This is a genomic window from Vibrio sp. 2-Bac 85, assembly GCF_037546705.1.
Lineage (GTDB): Bacteria > Pseudomonadota > Gammaproteobacteria > Enterobacterales > Psychromonadaceae > Psychromonas.
Genome location: NZ_JALAAB010000013.1, coordinates 102,384 through 119,425, shown reverse-complemented (window position 1 = coordinate 119,425; position 17,042 = coordinate 102,384). Strand labels below are relative to the sequence as shown.

Below are 17,042 nucleotides of genomic sequence, written 5' to 3'. Positions count from 1 at the left end.
CATATTTCAACTTCCCGCCCCCAAAAAAAAACAAAATCCAGTAAATACAACCGTCAGCAGCTATTCTTCGTTCTATGATGTTTCATACCGTTTTGTGAAATCCAACTATTAATATAACCTTGCATGTAACTCCACCTTAATGCGTGAAGTATGAGGTTACATCATGGCGAAATTAGCCCCTCCTTTAAACGATACTCAAATAGAAAATGCTAAGCCGCAAGAAAAAGAATATAACCTTGGTGATGGCCATTGCTTAACTCTTAGGATTAAACCTAATGGTACTAAGTTATGGCGATTTAACTATCAACGACCAATTACCAATCAAAGAGCTAATTTAAGTTTTGGCAAGTATCCTGATTTATCTTTAGCAAAGGCTAGGGCTAAAATAGTCGCAGTGCGTGAACTTTTAGCTGATGGTATCGATCCGAAAGAACATCGCCCGCTCCTCTGTTCCATATCTTCAAAAATTTACTTCAAATATTCCACATAAAGTATTAACCACTATTCAACTTTATTAGCTTTCTTAATCTATCTTCCATAAATTACTGATTTGAGAATCTAACTTAATAATATTGATTTCTTTTACGTTATCAGGAATTAAGTTATCGGATTAATCAAACCTCTATAACACCCTGTCTTTGCCTTCTAAAGCTATCCTAAGCATCGCAATATTACGATGTTATCTTGTTGTCGTTATAACCCTAAAAGCTCCTGTTCGCTCTTTTATTACACGGCATCCATGACTGAACTTGTTCGATCGAATTCAATTCTCGAGAATAAAGGGGATTATAGTGTTTTTACTGTGGATGAAAGATTTGGGAATTGGGTTTTTTCGCTTGATGAAGCACTAAATGTCAGTGTAATTAGATAAATACATTCGGTTTCAATATAAACGACTTAGAACGATATTATTATGAAAAGGCAAAAAAGAGCTGAGCCTCGGCTTCATGCGCTTTTTTACCGGTCGCTTGATTTAGTTCAATTACATTAAACATCAGGCTACTATTAAAAAATTAAAATTTATTTATATGTTTTTACCTGACTCATAGAGCAGAGCCAGGACTTGTTACTAAGCTTTATTTTAAATAGACTGGCTGCCCATTAATTTTGATACGCATCACTTTGTAAGGTTGCTGACGTAGATCTTTTCCGTCATTAAATCCCGGCTGAAGGTGTAGTTGGTTGGTGGTAAAATACAAGTAGCCATCATTGCTAACTGCTAGGGTATCTGGCCACTGTATATCAGGTGATTGTGCAAGCGTACTCCAACGCCCCTGAGGATCGCGCTTTAAGATAGCGCTATTTTCATAATCACTTGCATAGATATTGTTTTTATTGTCTTCAGCCAAACCATCTGACGCGCCACGTTTTTCGCCGTGATCAATAACCAGTTTAGCAAGTTGTTGCTCGTTTAGAGCATTATTAAGTAAAGCCTTTGTACTGATAGAGTATAAATGACGACTTGAAAGTGATGTGTAGTAAAGAGTCTCGCCATCAGAAGAAATCGCAATACCGTCGCTACCCACCATAAAAGGGCTTTCTTCACCTTGCTCTGGGCGCATCATAAAAGCTTTACCGGCGATATAAGGCTTAAAGTTTTTGTCAGGTTGCGTTGAGTAATGCCCTGATAAACGACGTGTTGCATTGCCTGTTTTAAGATCGACAACTATTAAGCCACCTGGGCCTGTCATAGATGAATCAGTGATATAAGCAACACCTTGTTCACCCTTACTTAAATCAAAACGTACGTCGTTAATATACGTTGAAGGCAGGATCACTTGCTCTGAGAGTAAGATAGTCTGAGTGACTTTATCGTTGTTTAAATCGATAGCGACTAACTTAGCACCGCCTTTGATTGGCGATTGAAAGAAAGGGGCTGCTGTATCAAGTACCCACAGTCTATTATTACCATCGGCAACTACACTTTGTACGCTGATAAATCGTTCGTTAACAGGTTTATCTGAAGTCGGGTTATTGATATCAGAATCTGGGTAAGCTACAACCTTTCCATCAATTAATTCACCGACTGAAAATTTAACATCGTCACTCCACCTTGGAAAATTGACAAAAATACGGCCATTAGGCGCAACCGTAATACCTGTTGGTGTTGCGCCTGTTATATTGGCGACAACTTCTGGTTGTTGTAATGGCATGCTTTGCTCTGCAGATACTGAGTGATTAAATAAAAGAGAGAGCAGTATTAAAGCAAAAGCGTTGTTTCTTATGTTCATTATTATTTCCTATTTCTTGAAATACCGTAGATGGGCAGTTGGCCGCTAGTATTTGATGATTTTTCGTGAACTATTCAATAGTATTTGTTGAGCAACTGGCTTAGTAGGTTCAAACAATAAATCAATAAATAATCCGTTGATACTGCCGAAATATACGGAATTATGAACGATTGTTCAAGGTGCATTGAGCAATCGTTCAATATAATTTTTATTACTGATATTTTGCTCATCCATACCGCTCTTCATAGCGTGGAGTAAATGAAAATAGTAATGGTCTTTAAAGGCAATAAATTCGCAAAGGTATCGACTTAAGTGACGTTACAGATTAAACAAACAATTTCGCTATGGGGAGGGATAAATTATCGTTCTAGCAAATGTTTAGGGTTCAAACTATTAGTTATCGTTTTTAATGAAATATGTTTGGCTGCTTGAAATAAAAGTGTCGCACTTCGGACTTGAATTTGGGAGTAATCAGCATATTTATTAATATTCTCGCGCTTGTTTAAGTCCGGCTTTGTTGCCGCAATACAGACTCTTTTTGCCATTTGATTACTGTTATAATGTTAAATCGGTAAATTATAAAAATATTAAACAAACGAGCTCTATATCAATCAATTAAATTAACCTAATAATGCACTACTATTGTGTTCAACGTAATATTGGCTAAGGTCGCAGAGTCACTGATTACATTGGTTACAATACACTCCGTTGATGTATGCAATCGTTTGGCAAGTCAAAGCGTTAATGCCTTTTCAAATCCAAACACTGCCACTAATTTGGATTTCAGATCAGAAAATTCTAGCACTGTTTAGTTAATACCAAAGAGTATCGTTTGTTGCGTGATATTTCGTTATTTACTTAACGTAATAAATAACTCTCTGTTTAAAAAGGGTAATGTTTAAACATGGAATTTATCATTCCATCTAACTCATTTTTATCAGTAATTATTTTAGCGTGAGCGCGTAAGCCAGTCATTTGGATCTGCAAATAATTTGCGATCACTTGAACATCTTTACTTTGATCTAGTTCACCCAATGTTTTTGCTTTTTCTAATATAAGCACAAATTCTGCTAAAAATTCCATTAGATGTGCCTTAGTGATATCCACTAATTCTTGAGAGTCTTCAGTTAATTCATTTAGTGTTTTTACCAGCATGCACACACTATTGGCTGAGTTAGCTTGTGTTGCTATCACTTGTGATTTCACTAAAGCTTTCAGTGACTCTAATAACGAGTCATCCTCATCTTGACACTGTCTAATTTTTGCTAGCCCCATGTCGGTATAATTGCGTAATACTTCTTTAAATAACCCCTCTTTACTGCCGAAGGTATCGTAAATACTGGCTGGCCGCATATCTATTTCATCTTGTAGGTTACGCATTGATGTCGCATGAAAACCCTTTTTCCAAAACAGGTTTGTGGCTTTATTTATTACCTCTTGGCGATCAAACTTTGCTTTTTTTACCATCATAGACTCTTAGCTATAAATTGAACACATGTTCAAGTATATTTTTTTATCCTATCAGAGTAAATAAGAAATACATATATTCAGGCAGGAAAAATAAATTACATTAATAAAATCAATAAAATAGTTAGTTATTACTGGTTGGCTGTAACGATCGTTCAAGATTTATCTTGAACACTCGTTCTAGTTGAATTATAGTTCGCTTCATCAACGAGAGACAATCAATTTATCTTTTACTAAGTTCAACGTTTTAAATAACTAATTGGAGAAAAAAATGACCGCATTCAAATCAGACGTAATCAACCGAGTATCATATCAAGTAAATGGTGCAGACCTTTCTGTACTTCAAGCTGGGAAGGTAGGTAACCCTGTCGCGTTATTAATTCATGGTATTCCGGCGAATGCATTACTTTGGACTAAAACAATTGAAGCGTTATCAGCTCAAGGATACTTTGTTGTTGCTCCTGACTTGCCTGGTTTTGGTGAAACAAACGTTACTGATAACAGCCAGTATGGTATTCAAGCAAGTGCAAATTTACTCAATGACTGGATTGTTGTGCAAGGTTGGAAGGATATCTGGCTTGTCGCTCATGATATTGGTGGTGGTGTCGCTCAAGGTTTGATGGTAGCAAATGAAGCTGTCTTTCAAAAAGCAACAATATCCAACGCGATAACAGCAGATACGTGGCCAGTACCTGCAATGCAAGGTTTGATTGATGCGGCAAATGCACAGCAGTTTGAGATAGCAGCAGAAAGCGGAATGCTTGCAGAACAACTTGCCCCTTTGGTTCGTGCAACTTTTGTCAATCAACAACAGATAACTGATGAAGTATTGGAAACAGTATTTCTTGATTCAAAACTAAACACTGAAACGGGCCGTGTTAAATTTGCAAACCTGCTTCGTAGTTTAACTAAGGAAGATACGCTGGCGAACATGGAGGCTCTGAAAAAAGTAAACCTCCCCGTGCACCTTATCTGGGCGATGCAAGATCCAAATCAACCGTGGGAAGGTCCTGGTACAATCCTTTTAAATACATTTAAAAATGTGACGGTCGATAAAATCGAACAGGCGGGTCACTTCCTGCAAATTGATGCCGAAAAAGAGTACTTAACGTTACTACTTGGCTAGAGCTTTATAAAACTATGTTGTTAACGTTTAACTGGACGATAACTTCAATGATTTTATGTGGGAGTAAAGTATCACTCCCCATTGTTTATAATATTAGGACCATATAAATATGCTACTTTCTATCGTCAGTTTCGTTTTATTAAATATTGCATTGGTACATTACTTCTCTAAATTAAAACAGAATAAAGCAGCAAAGAATCCTGTTTTTCTTAATAGTGCAATGGCCATTAGCTCTTTATCGTCGGTGTGGACGATAAGTACACTTTTTACAACACCTACATCGGTGATTTCAACCGTTTTCATCATTCTCATCGCACTTTATGTATTATCAACCAGCGCGATGTTTACTTTTTTTCTTTCTACAGCAGAAACACCTATTGGCGATATTAAAATCGCGGTAGGCGATGATCTTTTAGCCTTTAACACTGAAAATTTTGACTCTAGCTCACTGGCAGGTAAGCGCACATTATTGAAATTCTATCGAGGTGCATGGTGCCCTTATTGTTCGGCAGAGTTGGTTATGTTTGAAGCGCTTAAACCTAAACTAGATAAATATAACATTCAAATAGTCGGTATTTCTAACGATACCGCTGAACAACAACAAAAGCACAAAATACGCGATAATATTAGCCACACTTTGGTGGCAGATCCTGAACTAAATATCATCCGACAATACGGCGTTGAACATCACAAAGCATTAGGCGCAACGTCGGAAAATCTGATTAGTATGTTTGGTATGTCTATGCCACTGCCTTGGAAAATGAAATATAAACCTATGTCTATTCCAACCTCGATATTAATCGATGACAGCGGGAAGATTGTATGGATTGACCAATCAGAGGATTATCGTTTACGCGCAAGTGAAGATGCGGTAATGGGTGCGATAAAAGCTAATTTTTCTAAAGGTTAATAACAAAAGTCATTAGCATATTAGCACGTATAATTATTGGAAAGGCACAATGAAAGACCTGACTCTCGGCTTTAGTTATTTTGCCCCAATATTCGTTAGAGTAAAAGCTCATACATATCCTATTAACAAACGGAGCTCATCCCTATTTAGTCGGTCAAGACGTTAAACAGTCGTGTGTTTTTAATCATTGACCAGTGGAAAGGGTGTGAAAATAGCGATAATATGAGAAAAATCATCGGTGAAACACGTCAATTTTTTAAAAGGAATTAACATGAGAAACAAATTGTTAGTGGTGGCGTCAACGCTAGTGCTTGCAGCATGTCAAACAACGGGAACGGACACTCAAAGCGGAAATGTTGAAGCAACAACTAGTTCGTCATTTAGCTTTTCTCAACCAGTAACAAAAATTGATGAAAGCCAGTGTAATGCGGCGGGATATGCAGCAATGCCGGGGCCTGAATTTTCATATATTGGGCAAGACAAATATTCAAAGCTCTATTTTAATGTAGCCTCAGACTCTTCAAATTATAAATATACCGACGCTGATTATGTACCGTTGATTGGCGCAAAATTTAAGTTCACTGGTATATTGGCCCCAAAAGAGTTTAAATCGCAAAATCCGTACAAAAAAGTAACCACCATTGACGACGTTTCGGTTGAATTTGAGTCAAACATAAAGAGCGCTATTATTACTGAATCTTGTCATGCTTATTGGTTTCGCGGCCATACTCACTATGGCTATGTAACAGGCGAGCAAGCGGGGACGCTTGAGAAGACAGATAAAACAAAAGTCACTGTAGAAGATTTTAAATTTGCCTACGGTCCTGATAATGTTAAAGCATATGAGCCCAAAGCAAAGATCGACGTCGACAAATTCGCGAAAACTGCGACTATCACAACTGAATATCAAGATTCGTTGATGCTACGCGCTTGGAGCGATAGCAATTTGTCTAAGATGCCGAAAGAAATTCAGATCTATACTGAAATTATGCTTTTAGACTGGGCTAATTTTGATAGAGCGATCAGTGACGATGGAAACAAAAGAACGCTAGTTCGAATTGATACAGACGTTAGAAACTGCGGTGGAATTATAGGCTGTCAGCTTTATGAAACGGTCGGAGTCTCTGTTCCGTTGAGTTATGTTAAGAAGAACAAAGACGGCTTCGAGGTCCAAGTATACGGACAACAAAAAAAGGTGATCAAGGTGCCTAAGTATCAAATCACATCGATGTTGGAAGCGATAAATAAAATTAAATAAGACTAGGGTCCGTAAGGGCCCTTTTCCTGTATAGGTAAATGAAGCTGTAGAGAATATTTAACAAGTAAGCGTGTGTCGCTTATTGCTGAGATCTAGGGAACACTACCGAAGTTTTTGCCATACATCCATTAATCTGAACTCCGCTCAATAGACTTATAACTCTAACTTTCTTCTGTCCAAAATCGAGTTAATGGTAGTAACGAGATGTTTCAAATCCAATCTGCATAATCTTGCTTTTTCTAATCAATTTTGGCAACGTAATGGTGCGGTAACAACGGTTAGCAATTAAGGTGAATTATTCAATCAAATATATTGTGGGTATAATCAGGGGTATGTTGATCACAGTTTTATATTAAGTTATTTAAAATCAATGCCTCGAGTTACGGTAGGCGGCATGATGTAGCCCAGTCTTAGTCTATTTTCTTTAATCATCTGGTGGCTTTTATTTAATGTAACCTTTTTGTTGTTTCGTTTGTTATGTAACTAATTGTATTTATTTTTCTTATTGGTTTTTTTCGAAGGTGCCTATCCCTCCCCTGTTCCATATCTTCAAAAATTTTACTCACTATTCAACTTTATTAGCTTTCTTAATTTATCTCCCAAAATTTATTAGTTTGAATTTCTAATTTATTAATATTCTTAAATTCGCATAATAATGGCAATCTCGATTATTTAACAGTTTGCTGCTTTAACTTGCGGTTTACCTGTGACTCTGGGTAATATATTACTCATAAGTATTCATTACAGGAATAAAGCAATGAGCAACGATAAACAAACAATTAATAGTGCTGACATTATTAAACTAGCCAATGCACAGTTACCAGAGCATGAAGATTTTATCGAAGGCATTAAGGTAGAAGCTGTGTCAGAACAACATGGTGTGATCACCTTTAAAGGGGAATCCTTTTTAGATGACGAGGGTCTACCAACAGCAAAAAGTATGACTGCATTCAACCTATACAAATGGCTCTGCCACCATTTCTCAAATAAATACACGTTAGTTGATTGAGAGCGTAATAACAAAATACTCCATTCTTCTTATCTTATGTGTCTACTTTTAGCAAAAAAATAAAGTAGGCAAATAAAAAGAACTAATCACAGAAATTTTCGCCATGAACTATTTGACAGGAGAAGGCCGTGGAGCAGATCTTTGTTTTTGCCTTTTTAACATTAATGAGGGCAGCGCTTATTGCTAATCCTCATTATTCCATTTTAAATATTTCTATTTAAATGCTCTGTGTTAATGCTGAGTAGGGCTGGTGCCATTGCGTACTAAATCTTGGCCTGTTTGAAAAACCTCTTCTGTAACCCAGCGTGAAAGCAGTAATTGATGCTTATCATCTAATACTGCGACGAAGCGGCGCCCGTCTTTATTATTTGTTGCTAATGCCACACCTTCGATGTTCGTAAGCCCTAGTCCACCGTTCTCAACGAGTTTTAAAAAATTTTCTAACTCTGTTAACGTTGAAATTATCTCTGCATTGTTATTCATATCGCTGTTCCTATTGTTATTCTTTTTGTTGCCAAATAAATTATTGTTGGAATGTTACGGTGTTTACTTTTTTAAGGCAATCTTTGGCTCAGAGAAGGGGCTTCTCTGCTATATAACTATTGATAATAATGCCTAGTTATAAAGTGAAATCTGCGTCATCCTTTTAGCCCTCTTAGGTTTTATAATTACTAAGCGAATTCTTTACACTGGGGGTTACTTTCACCTTAAGTTTAATTATGTCAGTTCTGTTGTGCTTATATCTGTAGCACTTTTACGATCAGAAATAGGTTGATGTGTCTTGGTAATCTGTCATTATTTAAGCTGTTAATTTTTAAACTGCTAATTTTTTGATTTGCTAACTATTATGCGAATCTAAGAAACGATTTGAAACTATTAATCATTAAAATAATGAGCGTCAACTTGAACCTATTATCTTCGTTATCTCTTCCAGTATCATGAATCAGCCTTTAACGCGACAAGCCTTTTTAGTGTTTTTTTCTGCGGTCTTTTTACCGATGTTTTTGGCTGCCGTGGATCAAACTATTTTGGCAACAGCGACACCTAGTATTGTCGGTGATCTTGGTCAGCTTCATTTATCTTCATGGATAGCGATTGGCTATCTACTTGCTACCGTGGCATCTGTTCCTATATATGGCTGGTTAGGAGACCGTTACGGGCGTCGTAATGTATTAGTCTGGGCATTGGGTATCTTTTGTATTGGTTCTATCGTTGGTGGGTTGGCTGAAAACATGTCGCATATGATCATCGGCCGTATTATTCAAGGTCTCGGTGGCGGTGGCTTGATGAGTCTTTCTCAAGCGCTGATCGGTGAACTCATTCCACCCAGACAGCGTGCTAAATACCAGGGTTATTTTGCCTCTATGTTTGCTTGTGCAAGTATTGGCGGACCGGTGATAGGTGGTTTAGTGGTCACCCATTATTCTTGGCATTGGTTATTTTGGGCGAACATTCCATTAGCTGCGATTGCCGCTTGGCGTTTAATGCGTTTAACATCTAAAGTGGATTTAGCACATCGCCATCGACCTATCGATTGGGTTGGGCTGATGACTTTTCCCATTTTATGTTGTTTATTTCTTTATTGGGTCTCGGTTGCAGGGCAAAGTTTTGAATGGTTATCTTTGAACAGTGCTTATTACCTTGTCCTCATTTTGTTATTAGCGGTTGTTTTTTATCGCAATCAAGTTCGCCATTCGACGCCATTTTTACCCAATGAGCTACTTAAAAATCGCGCTATCTATATTCCGTTAATCACTTCGATGTTGTTTGCTGCTTGTATGTTTGCATTGATTTTTTTCTTGCCTATTTATTTACAGTTAGGTTTAAAGACTAATGCTGCTACTTCGGGATTATTGTTATTACCGTTAACTGTTGGGCAAATTTCTGGCGCGTTGATCAGTGGACGTGTGATGGCTAAAACAGGTGTACCTAAATATATTCCAGTAGTGGGAATGAGCTTATCAACGGCTGGTTTTATTGCATTGGGAAGTATACCGCCTGAGCCTATGTTGATAGCAATACTAGGTATGTTTTGTGGGATTGGCTTTGGCACTGTTATGCCTACTACTCAATTAGTGATTCAAACTGTTGCTGGTAAAGCTAATATAGGCTCAGTGACTGCATTAGCGTCTTTGTCGCGTAATTTAGGTGCTGCGGTAGGTACTGCTTTATTTGGTGTTTTGATTTATACCTTGCTTCCAGAGTTTGATCATAATACCAGTATTGAGATGTTACGTAGTGGCCCACAGGAACCGATTATTAATGCATTTCAAACGGCTTTTTATGTTGCTGCTGTGATCACTACTTTGGCTGCGCTTAATGCTGCTCGTGCGCCTTTAATTTTACTCGCTAACGAATAAACATATGGAGTTCACTCAAAGCATTCAAGCAGCCTAAGGTTAATCAAAGGTAACTTGGTTTTTGCCGTTACCTTTGGAAACATACAAAAAGTTATCGATTCTTTTGAAGATTGAATCTTTATTATCTTGCTCTTTAATTTCAGTTAAACCGATGCTAAGCGTGACATTAGCCTTGTCTTGATAAGTCAGGCTTTCATTTATTATGATCCTGATTTTTTCAATCACGATTTTACTTTCTATCAAGGTTGTATTTGGGAAGATCACAATAAACTCTTCACCCCCTATTCTAAAAAGCATATCGTCATTTCTAATGCTGCACCTTAGCGTTTTGGTGATCGCTTTTAATACGCCATCTCCAAAGCTATGACCGTAAGTATCGTTTATCTCTTTAAAGTCGTCGGCATCAAAAATAGCTATGGAGAATGTTGTGCCATACCTTTTATATAAAGAGACTAATTCTTCAATTTTTTCATCGTAAGCTTTCCTATTTTTAACTTCGGTTAAGGGGTCGATATAGGATAGTTCTTTATTGATTCTAATTTGGTCATTTAACCTTGTTAACATACTGTTATAGCTATCGATTAGAATGCTGATATCTTTAATTGCCGATGTTTCATTTTCAATCATCTGATTGGTTTGAATCACCTTGGTGATAGAGGTGATTTTTGATGTTATTTCTCTCTCTTTAAACCACTCACAGAAAATTAACACCAGTAATACTAAAATAGTAATGAATAAAAAGGTACTCAGGTTATCGTTTAAACTTTTATCTAAAGGCTCCATAGGAAAAGACGTTTTGATAAATAATAAGGTGCCACTTTCATTGCCAAATAGTGAACTAGTCGCTGAGTAAAAGTTCATTGTATTTTCTGTTTTATCTACAAAACTTATTAATTCTTCATTCAATGGTATGATTTTTTGTAAGGCTTTATTTAAGCTGATGTCTCTGGTATCGACCTTGGCAAGATCAGCTAATCGTTGATCTTTTAGGGGAATGTTGATGTCTAATAAAAACTCATTGGTGATCTTTTTGCAATATTCATTATGCTCAAACTTAGAACTGAAATCTGTCGATTTTACGTTAATATCTTGAATAAAAAATTCAGTGGCTAGGTATAAATTAGTTTTGCTTGCGTCAGAGGTAAGGTAATGTAATTGCTTGTTTATTTCATTACTATAATCCAATGAAAAACCTATTTGAAGAATATATTTTCCATCATCGGATAATTTAATAAGGTATCTTTTGAGCCTTGAATCCATGTCGAGTTTAGGCGATGAGATATCAATGTTAATGGTTTTATTGAATATATCGTCAAATAGACTTTTGACGCTTTTGAATTGCCCCAGATTAAGCCCTATTTCTTTTTCATAAGAGGCTTTTTCAATAATGTACTCTTTATTGATCATGAATATTTCATACTGACCAAAATCTACATTTTTGTTTAATTCTCTTTCAATTTTTTTGAGGTCGAAGTCTTCTTTCTGGTTTTTATATAATTCGAATAACCGATCCAGTTTTGAAAGGTTTTCTGCTTCAGATTGAATGAATTGATACTCTAGTTTATCGAAGATTAATCTAAACTTTTCTCTTATTTCTAATGATTTGTTGTAGCTAGTATTTTTGAAGTTTGCAGAGGTGTTTTCATTAGATGAAGTATATTGGTAATAGAGACCAGAAAATATAACGATGAAAAGGCTGACGAAGACAAATACGTTAAAAGCTTTTAAGCTAGTTTTGTTACGGGTAGGGTCATATATCGGCATAATATTTCAAAATATTTGTCATTTTCATGATGATTTCACTTTATTGTATATTAATAAATGATATTACATGATTAGTTAACAAAATAAAGTAATTCACTATGAAATAGGTTACTAAGTAAACGCTTATGCCACTCTGCTCCTGAACCCACCAATTAGCGGGCTTTAAAGTTTTTAAAAATAGCAACTGACTCTTTTTTATTCGCATTAATTTCTGTATCTTAGCTGTCCATATTAATGCACATCTAGAGTTTTTCATGAATCAATCCGTATCAACCCTAAAATCACGTCTTAATGCTTTTGGCCCCGGTATATTAATGGCTACTGCTGCTATTGGTGGCTCTCATCTCGTTGCTTCTACACAAGCTGGTGCTATTTTTGGTTGGCAATTGTTATGGTTAATTGTTGCCGTTAACGTCCTTAAATATCCTTTCTTCCGGTTTGGTGTTGAATATACATTGGCCACAGGTAAAAGTTTAATCGAAGGTTATCAAAGTCGAGGCCCATGGTTTTTCTATAGCTTCATCGTACTCAATATAATCGCTGCGATAGTTAATACGGCAGGGGTGATTTTATTAACCGCTAGCCTGTTGCATTATGCCTTGCCCGTTAGTGTTTCTATTACTTTATTATGTTGGTTAATTTTAGCGGTCTGTTTAGTTATTTTATTACTTGGGCACTTTAAAGCGCTAGATAATGTCGCCAAAGTGATTATGGTGGTCCTGACTATTACTACAGTGATTGCTTTTATTATTGCCTTTAATAATGGTGCGATGGCACCTGCTGATTATGTTGGCCCATCTCCCTATGAATTAGTCATGCTAAGTTTTATGGTTGCGTTAATGGGGTGGATGCCAGCACCTATTGAAGTTTCTGCATTAAGCTCTTTATGGTTAAAGGAAAAGCAAACGCAACAGGTGATCACTAGAGAGCAAGGTTTACTCGACTTTAATGTAGGCTATTGGCTAACGGCTGGACTCGCGTTAGTCTTTTTTGGGTTAGGCGTATTAGTTCAATACGGACAAAGTAGTACGGTTGTATTAGGTGGTGTTGCATTTGCGAAACAACTTATTGATATGTATGCCATGACCATCGGTGAATGGGCACGTCCTTTAGTGTCTATTATTGCTTTCCTGTGTTTATTTGGTACGACCTTAACGGTACTTGATGGTTATGCTCGAACGCTTAATGAGTCTCATAAGTTGTTAGGTTTTAAGCAATCTAAGCATAGTTTGAATATTTGGTTATTATTGCAATCTTTTACAGGGATGGCGGTTATTTTATTCTTTAAATCATCGTTAGCCCCAATGCTAACCTTTGCTATGACACTGGCTTTTGTGACGACCCCTGTATTTGCTTGGCTTAATTTTAAGTTGGTTCGTTCTGAAGAAAGTATTAAACATGGTCCATTATTACGAAGCTTAAGTTGGTTAGGTTTATTGTATCTGGTTGGCTTTGCTGCCACCTTTGTTATCTGGAAAATGTTGTAACTTAATCTATTTTACTGGGCATTGGTTAGTGGGTAATGGTTAGTGCTTAGGGAATTAAAAAAGCTTGAAAGCAGACGCTTTCAAGCTTTTTGTTTGGCTCTTTTTACAGGCTAAAAATTGCCTGTTAAAGATTGGTTAGTAGTACACACTTTAATCTTGTTTAACTGTGTTATTTTATTGTAGGTGTTAAATCAATATTATAAACCGCAAATCCTAGTTCATCGCTATCAGCTCGTTTGGTTAATGAACGTTGTCCGTAGGTTGCAATAAAACTATCTGCTGTTTCACTATTTTGTGTTTCAAAACGAACATCTAATATCACTGAGGCATCAATATCTAGAAAATCCCAGTTATTATCTGCAGAAGGATTAACAGTTCCGTTAGCCTCTGTTTCAGAAGTTATGTAAGCCGCCAACACATCACGGTTAGTATCTGGTTGCTCCATCACCACATAATTACTACCTGTACCTGCAAACTTACCGCCGAATGCACGATAATTATTGGTCGCAATAATAAATTCTTGGGCTGCTAGCTCGTCGCCTGTGATTTCATTGTCTTGATCATCGGTATAGGTTAAATCAACAATACGTTGAGCATTAGGGTTAATAACGGCACAGTCACCATCAAATTTGCTGGCTTGAGTAACATCGACTTTGTAAGTGACTCCATCAATGACATCAAAGTTATAAGTACGGTGATCTTGCCAATTAATTAAGTATTGAGGTTCGGTACTATTTTTATCAATTTGATTAAACTGATTAACACTACACTCTAGCCAATCTTGTAATTGTGCGCCTGTCACTTTAAGTGCAACGACTGTATTTGGATAAAGGTATAAATCGGCTGCATTTTTGTAAGTTAGGTCGCCGCTCGGTACTTGAACATAAGAATCAGCATCTGAACCTGCACTATGTCGGCCACCTGCTTTAAAGGGAGCGGCAGCAGACAACACTGGTAATCCTTTGAGTGATTGGTTATCCGATGCTGCTACTTGATCTTTAACATATTGCATCTGTGCATTAGAAACAATCTGAACCGTTGGGTCGTCTTGTACCAAGGTTAAGTAACTGTACATATCACTATCAGCTTTACCGATTGGGGCATTTACAAAGTCTAAGGTTGCAGCGTGTTCGATAGCGACTGCATCTTGTATATCTTTATCTGCATCAACCACGGGTACGTTAATGTTTTCTTGATTGCGTGCATAGATTTGGCGTGACTCGGATGTGGCACTTTTTATTGTCCATTTTTGGTTGCTGTATGTTAAATCAAAATCGATAACGCCTAGGTTATCGCCCCATCGTCCAGGCATTACCGCAGGAATACCGTTAATTAATCCCTTTTTTATATCAACATTTGGGATATCGGCAAACTGTGCACTTGGGAAAACAGAATGGCTGTGGCCAAACATGATGGCGTCGATACCGTCAACGGTTGTTAACGCATAGGTGGCATTTTCTGCATTAACGTCGCTAGGGTTCTCACTTGATCCAATACCAGAGTGAGGAATCGCGATAATAATATCTGCGCCTGCCGCTTGCATTTCAGGGATAAATTTCTCAGCGGTTTCGACGATACCTTTAACGGTAACTTTTCCATCAAGATTTTGTTTATCCCACTGCAGGATTTGTGGTGGAACAAAACCAATATAACCAATATTAATACTACGTTCTTCACCATTGTTATCAGTTATTAGCGTTTTTTTAATTAAGTAAGGTGTGAATAAATTATCGCCTGCTTCTTTGTCATTCCAACAGTCTGCTTGACAGTAAACATTGGCGTTTATATAAGGGAAATTTGCACCGTTAATTGCTTTTTCAAGAAAACTTAGTCCGTAGTTGAATTCATGATTACCTATGTTGCCGACTTCGTAATCTAACAAATTCATCGCTTTATGCGTTGGATGAGTGGTGAACTCATTACCATCATTGAATTCACTTGCGATGTAGTCACCCATTGGGCTGCCCTGTAATAAATCTCCGTTATCAACAAGTAACGTATTATCAACCTCTGATCTAGCAATCTTGATCAAACTTGCTGTACGCGCAAGACCGATTGTGATGTCCATTTTTGTTTGGTAATAATCATAATCCATCACATTGGCATGAATATCTGATGTCTCAAGTACACGTAACTGGGCTGAAAAGGTGTCATCAGTATCGTTAGAGTTACAGCCTTGAAGACCGATTGCTGATGAAATTAACATGGCAAGAAGTGTTTTATTCAAAATATTGTTCCCTTATATTTATATTTAAGATCCGTTTTCAAAAAGTGGTTTAGCTTCAAGTCTGAGGCATCATTCTTCCAATTTTAATTGGCGATATGCATCACTACCGTTACAGGCTAAGGCGATATTATTAATCACGTTAGTTACACTTTTATGTTGGTGCTTATTTAGCCTAAGTAATCAAGACAACCTAAAGTGTGAGCTAGTTAATAGTAACGATGATTATTATTCTGAGGGTGTTATTCATTAACAAAATATGTTGTTTTTAGTGATTGCTGTACTTTTAAGGTTATGATTTTAAGGTGTTTTATTTTATTGAAATTGATGGGTGGAGTTTATTAGCCTATTTTTTTGAAGGCTTTAAAAGCATTGCTTAATTGTATTATTTAAAGTCTTTAGGCATTGGATAATGAATGAAAATAAGGAGTAGAAAGGATCAATAAATATTTTTAATTTACTTTTTTGAGCATTGTAAATACTAAGGGAGTTAGATATTAGAGGGCTATTTCTGCTTTGAACTTTAGGTCATTAAAGTATGACATAATAGCTGTTTTAAATAACACTTTTTAAGTCATCATGAACATTTTATTTTTTGTGTTTTTTATTAAAGCTTAGATTTAAATATTAAAAATTATTTTCAATGATCTGATCTCTGCAATATGAAATTATGACCGTATGTGATGAGAGTACTCATTTAGGGTGGGTAATTTTTGACGTTAATAATATCTATTTATATTAACTTTTACCTCGAATTAGGCTATTTTGCTGTATGCTATTTACTCTTATCCTTGATGTTTTCTATACAGATTCTACTTTTAAACCAATATAGGCATGTTATTAATGAATGTCATTTATTAGCAAAAGACTATCTTCATACTAATAATTAAAGAGGTGGGGATGAATGAAATGAAAAATACTGATAGCGTTAACGCACTCTCTTTTGTTTTTAAACATATCAAACACGTTCTTATTGCGTTGGTATTAATTGGTTTTTCTTTATTGTTATTGATTGGGTTGTTGCGGTTTATTGATCAAGAGATCACTTGGTTTATTTTTTATCCCGCAGTGATAGTCGCGATACTTTATGGTGGCATTGCCGCAGGCTTCATTACAACCTTACTGACTCCCTTCATGTTATTTTTTGCCTGGCCCTGGATCTCTACACACCCTTTCATTAATAGTATTTCTAACGTTCATTAAATC

12 protein-coding genes and 1 pseudogene are annotated in these 17,042 nt (G+C 36.5%); 8 read left to right on the top strand and 5 right to left on the bottom strand.

The annotated features are described in order from the left end of the window. Positions 1-163: 163 nt before the first annotated feature. Positions 164-439, top strand: a pseudogene (locus MT390_RS13970) (integrase arm-type DNA-binding domain-containing protein); the annotation flags it as partial. Between the two features lie 637 nt (positions 440-1,076). Here MT390_RS13970 and MT390_RS13965 read toward each other — a convergent pair. Beyond that, positions 1,077-2,231, bottom strand: a complete 1,155-nt coding sequence (locus MT390_RS13965; RefSeq protein WP_499441743.1) for an L-dopachrome tautomerase-related protein — start codon at positions 2,229-2,231, stop codon at positions 1,077-1,079. Between the two features lie 882 nt (positions 2,232-3,113). Then, positions 3,114-3,698 (bottom strand): TetR/AcrR family transcriptional regulator, encoded by a 585-nt coding sequence (locus tag MT390_RS13960; protein WP_499441765.1) that lies wholly within the window; start codon positions 3,696-3,698, stop codon positions 3,114-3,116. A gap of 271 nt (positions 3,699-3,969) precedes the next feature. On the opposite strand from MT390_RS13960, the gene MT390_RS13955 reads away from it, so the two are divergent. The 4 genes from MT390_RS13955 (at position 3,970) to MT390_RS13940 (ending at position 8,001) form a co-directional block, all read left to right on the top strand. Then, entirely contained in the window at positions 3,970-4,824 is an 855-nt protein-coding gene (locus MT390_RS13955) for an alpha/beta fold hydrolase (RefSeq protein ID WP_499441742.1), read from the top strand. Positions 4,825-4,933: 109 nt separating this feature from the next. Beyond that, positions 4,934-5,734 (top strand): peroxiredoxin family protein, encoded by an 801-nt coding sequence (locus tag MT390_RS13950; protein ID WP_499441740.1) that lies wholly within the window; start codon positions 4,934-4,936, stop codon positions 5,732-5,734. A 271-nt stretch (positions 5,735-6,005) separates the two neighbouring features. Further along, a complete protein-coding gene (locus MT390_RS13945) occupies positions 6,006-6,992 on the top strand; it encodes a hypothetical protein (protein ID WP_499441739.1) in 987 nt (328 codons plus the stop codon). A gap of 757 nt (positions 6,993-7,749) precedes the next feature. Beyond that, positions 7,750-8,001, top strand: coding sequence for a DUF2498 family protein (locus MT390_RS13940; RefSeq protein ID WP_166372060.1), 252 nt, complete (start codon positions 7,750-7,752; stop codon positions 7,999-8,001). Positions 8,002-8,232: 231 nt separating this feature from the next. Here the strand turns inward: MT390_RS13940 and MT390_RS13935 are convergent, their stop codons facing one another. Further along, positions 8,233-8,484 carry a hypothetical protein gene (locus MT390_RS13935; RefSeq protein ID WP_499441737.1) on the bottom strand — a complete coding sequence of 84 codons (252 nt, stop codon included), beginning with the start codon at positions 8,482-8,484 and terminating at the stop codon, positions 8,233-8,235. 455 nt (positions 8,485-8,939) lie between these two features. On the opposite strand from MT390_RS13935, the gene MT390_RS13930 reads away from it, so the two are divergent. Beyond that, positions 8,940-10,361, top strand: coding sequence for an MDR family MFS transporter (locus MT390_RS13930; protein WP_499441735.1), 1,422 nt, complete (start codon positions 8,940-8,942; stop codon positions 10,359-10,361). Positions 10,362-10,400: 39 nt separating this feature from the next. On the opposite strand, the gene MT390_RS13925 is transcribed toward MT390_RS13930, so the two are convergent. Next, a complete protein-coding gene (locus MT390_RS13925; RefSeq protein ID WP_499441733.1) occupies positions 10,401-12,125 on the bottom strand; it encodes a GGDEF domain-containing protein in 1,725 nt (574 codons plus the stop codon). A 254-nt stretch (positions 12,126-12,379) separates the two neighbouring features. Between MT390_RS13925 and MT390_RS13920 the strand changes: the two genes are divergently transcribed. Further along, the gene (locus MT390_RS13920; RefSeq protein ID WP_499441731.1) at positions 12,380-13,612 is read left to right on the top strand and encodes an Nramp family divalent metal transporter; all 1,233 of its coding nucleotides are present in this window, start codon (positions 12,380-12,382) and stop codon (positions 13,610-13,612) included. 169 nt (positions 13,613-13,781) lie between these two features. Here the strand turns inward: MT390_RS13920 and MT390_RS13915 are convergent, their stop codons facing one another. Next, the gene (locus MT390_RS13915) at positions 13,782-15,839 is read right to left on the bottom strand and encodes a bifunctional 2',3'-cyclic-nucleotide 2'-phosphodiesterase/3'-nucleotidase (RefSeq protein WP_499441730.1); all 2,058 of its coding nucleotides are present in this window, start codon (positions 15,837-15,839) and stop codon (positions 13,782-13,784) included. A gap of 897 nt (positions 15,840-16,736) precedes the next feature. On the opposite strand from MT390_RS13915, the gene MT390_RS13910 reads away from it, so the two are divergent. Beyond that, positions 16,737-17,039, top strand: coding sequence for a hypothetical protein (locus MT390_RS13910; RefSeq protein ID WP_499441728.1), 303 nt, complete (start codon positions 16,737-16,739; stop codon positions 17,037-17,039). The last annotated feature ends 3 nt before the right edge of the window (positions 17,040-17,042 follow it).

Coding starts and splice junctions, on each gene's coding strand:
- MT390_RS13965 (WP_499441743.1), bottom strand. CDS start 2,231: ATGAACATAAGAAACAACGCTTTTGCTTTAATACTGCTCTCTCTTTTA.
- MT390_RS13960 (WP_499441765.1), bottom strand. CDS start 3,698: ATGGTAAAAAAAGCAAAGTTTGATCGCCAAGAGGTAATAAATAAAGCC.
- MT390_RS13955 (WP_499441742.1), top strand. CDS start 3,970: ATGACCGCATTCAAATCAGACGTAATCAACCGAGTATCATATCAAGTA.
- MT390_RS13950 (WP_499441740.1), top strand. CDS start 4,934: ATGCTACTTTCTATCGTCAGTTTCGTTTTATTAAATATTGCATTGGTA.
- MT390_RS13945 (WP_499441739.1), top strand. CDS start 6,006: ATGAGAAACAAATTGTTAGTGGTGGCGTCAACGCTAGTGCTTGCAGCA.
- MT390_RS13940 (WP_166372060.1), top strand. CDS start 7,750: ATGAGCAACGATAAACAAACAATTAATAGTGCTGACATTATTAAACTA.
- MT390_RS13935 (WP_499441737.1), bottom strand. CDS start 8,484: ATGAATAACAATGCAGAGATAATTTCAACGTTAACAGAGTTAGAAAAT.
- MT390_RS13930 (WP_499441735.1), top strand. CDS start 8,940: ATGAATCAGCCTTTAACGCGACAAGCCTTTTTAGTGTTTTTTTCTGCG.
- MT390_RS13925 (WP_499441733.1), bottom strand. CDS start 12,125: ATGCCGATATATGACCCTACCCGTAACAAAACTAGCTTAAAAGCTTTT.
- MT390_RS13920 (WP_499441731.1), top strand. CDS start 12,380: ATGAATCAATCCGTATCAACCCTAAAATCACGTCTTAATGCTTTTGGC.
- MT390_RS13910 (WP_499441728.1), top strand. CDS start 16,737: ATGAATGAAATGAAAAATACTGATAGCGTTAACGCACTCTCTTTTGTT.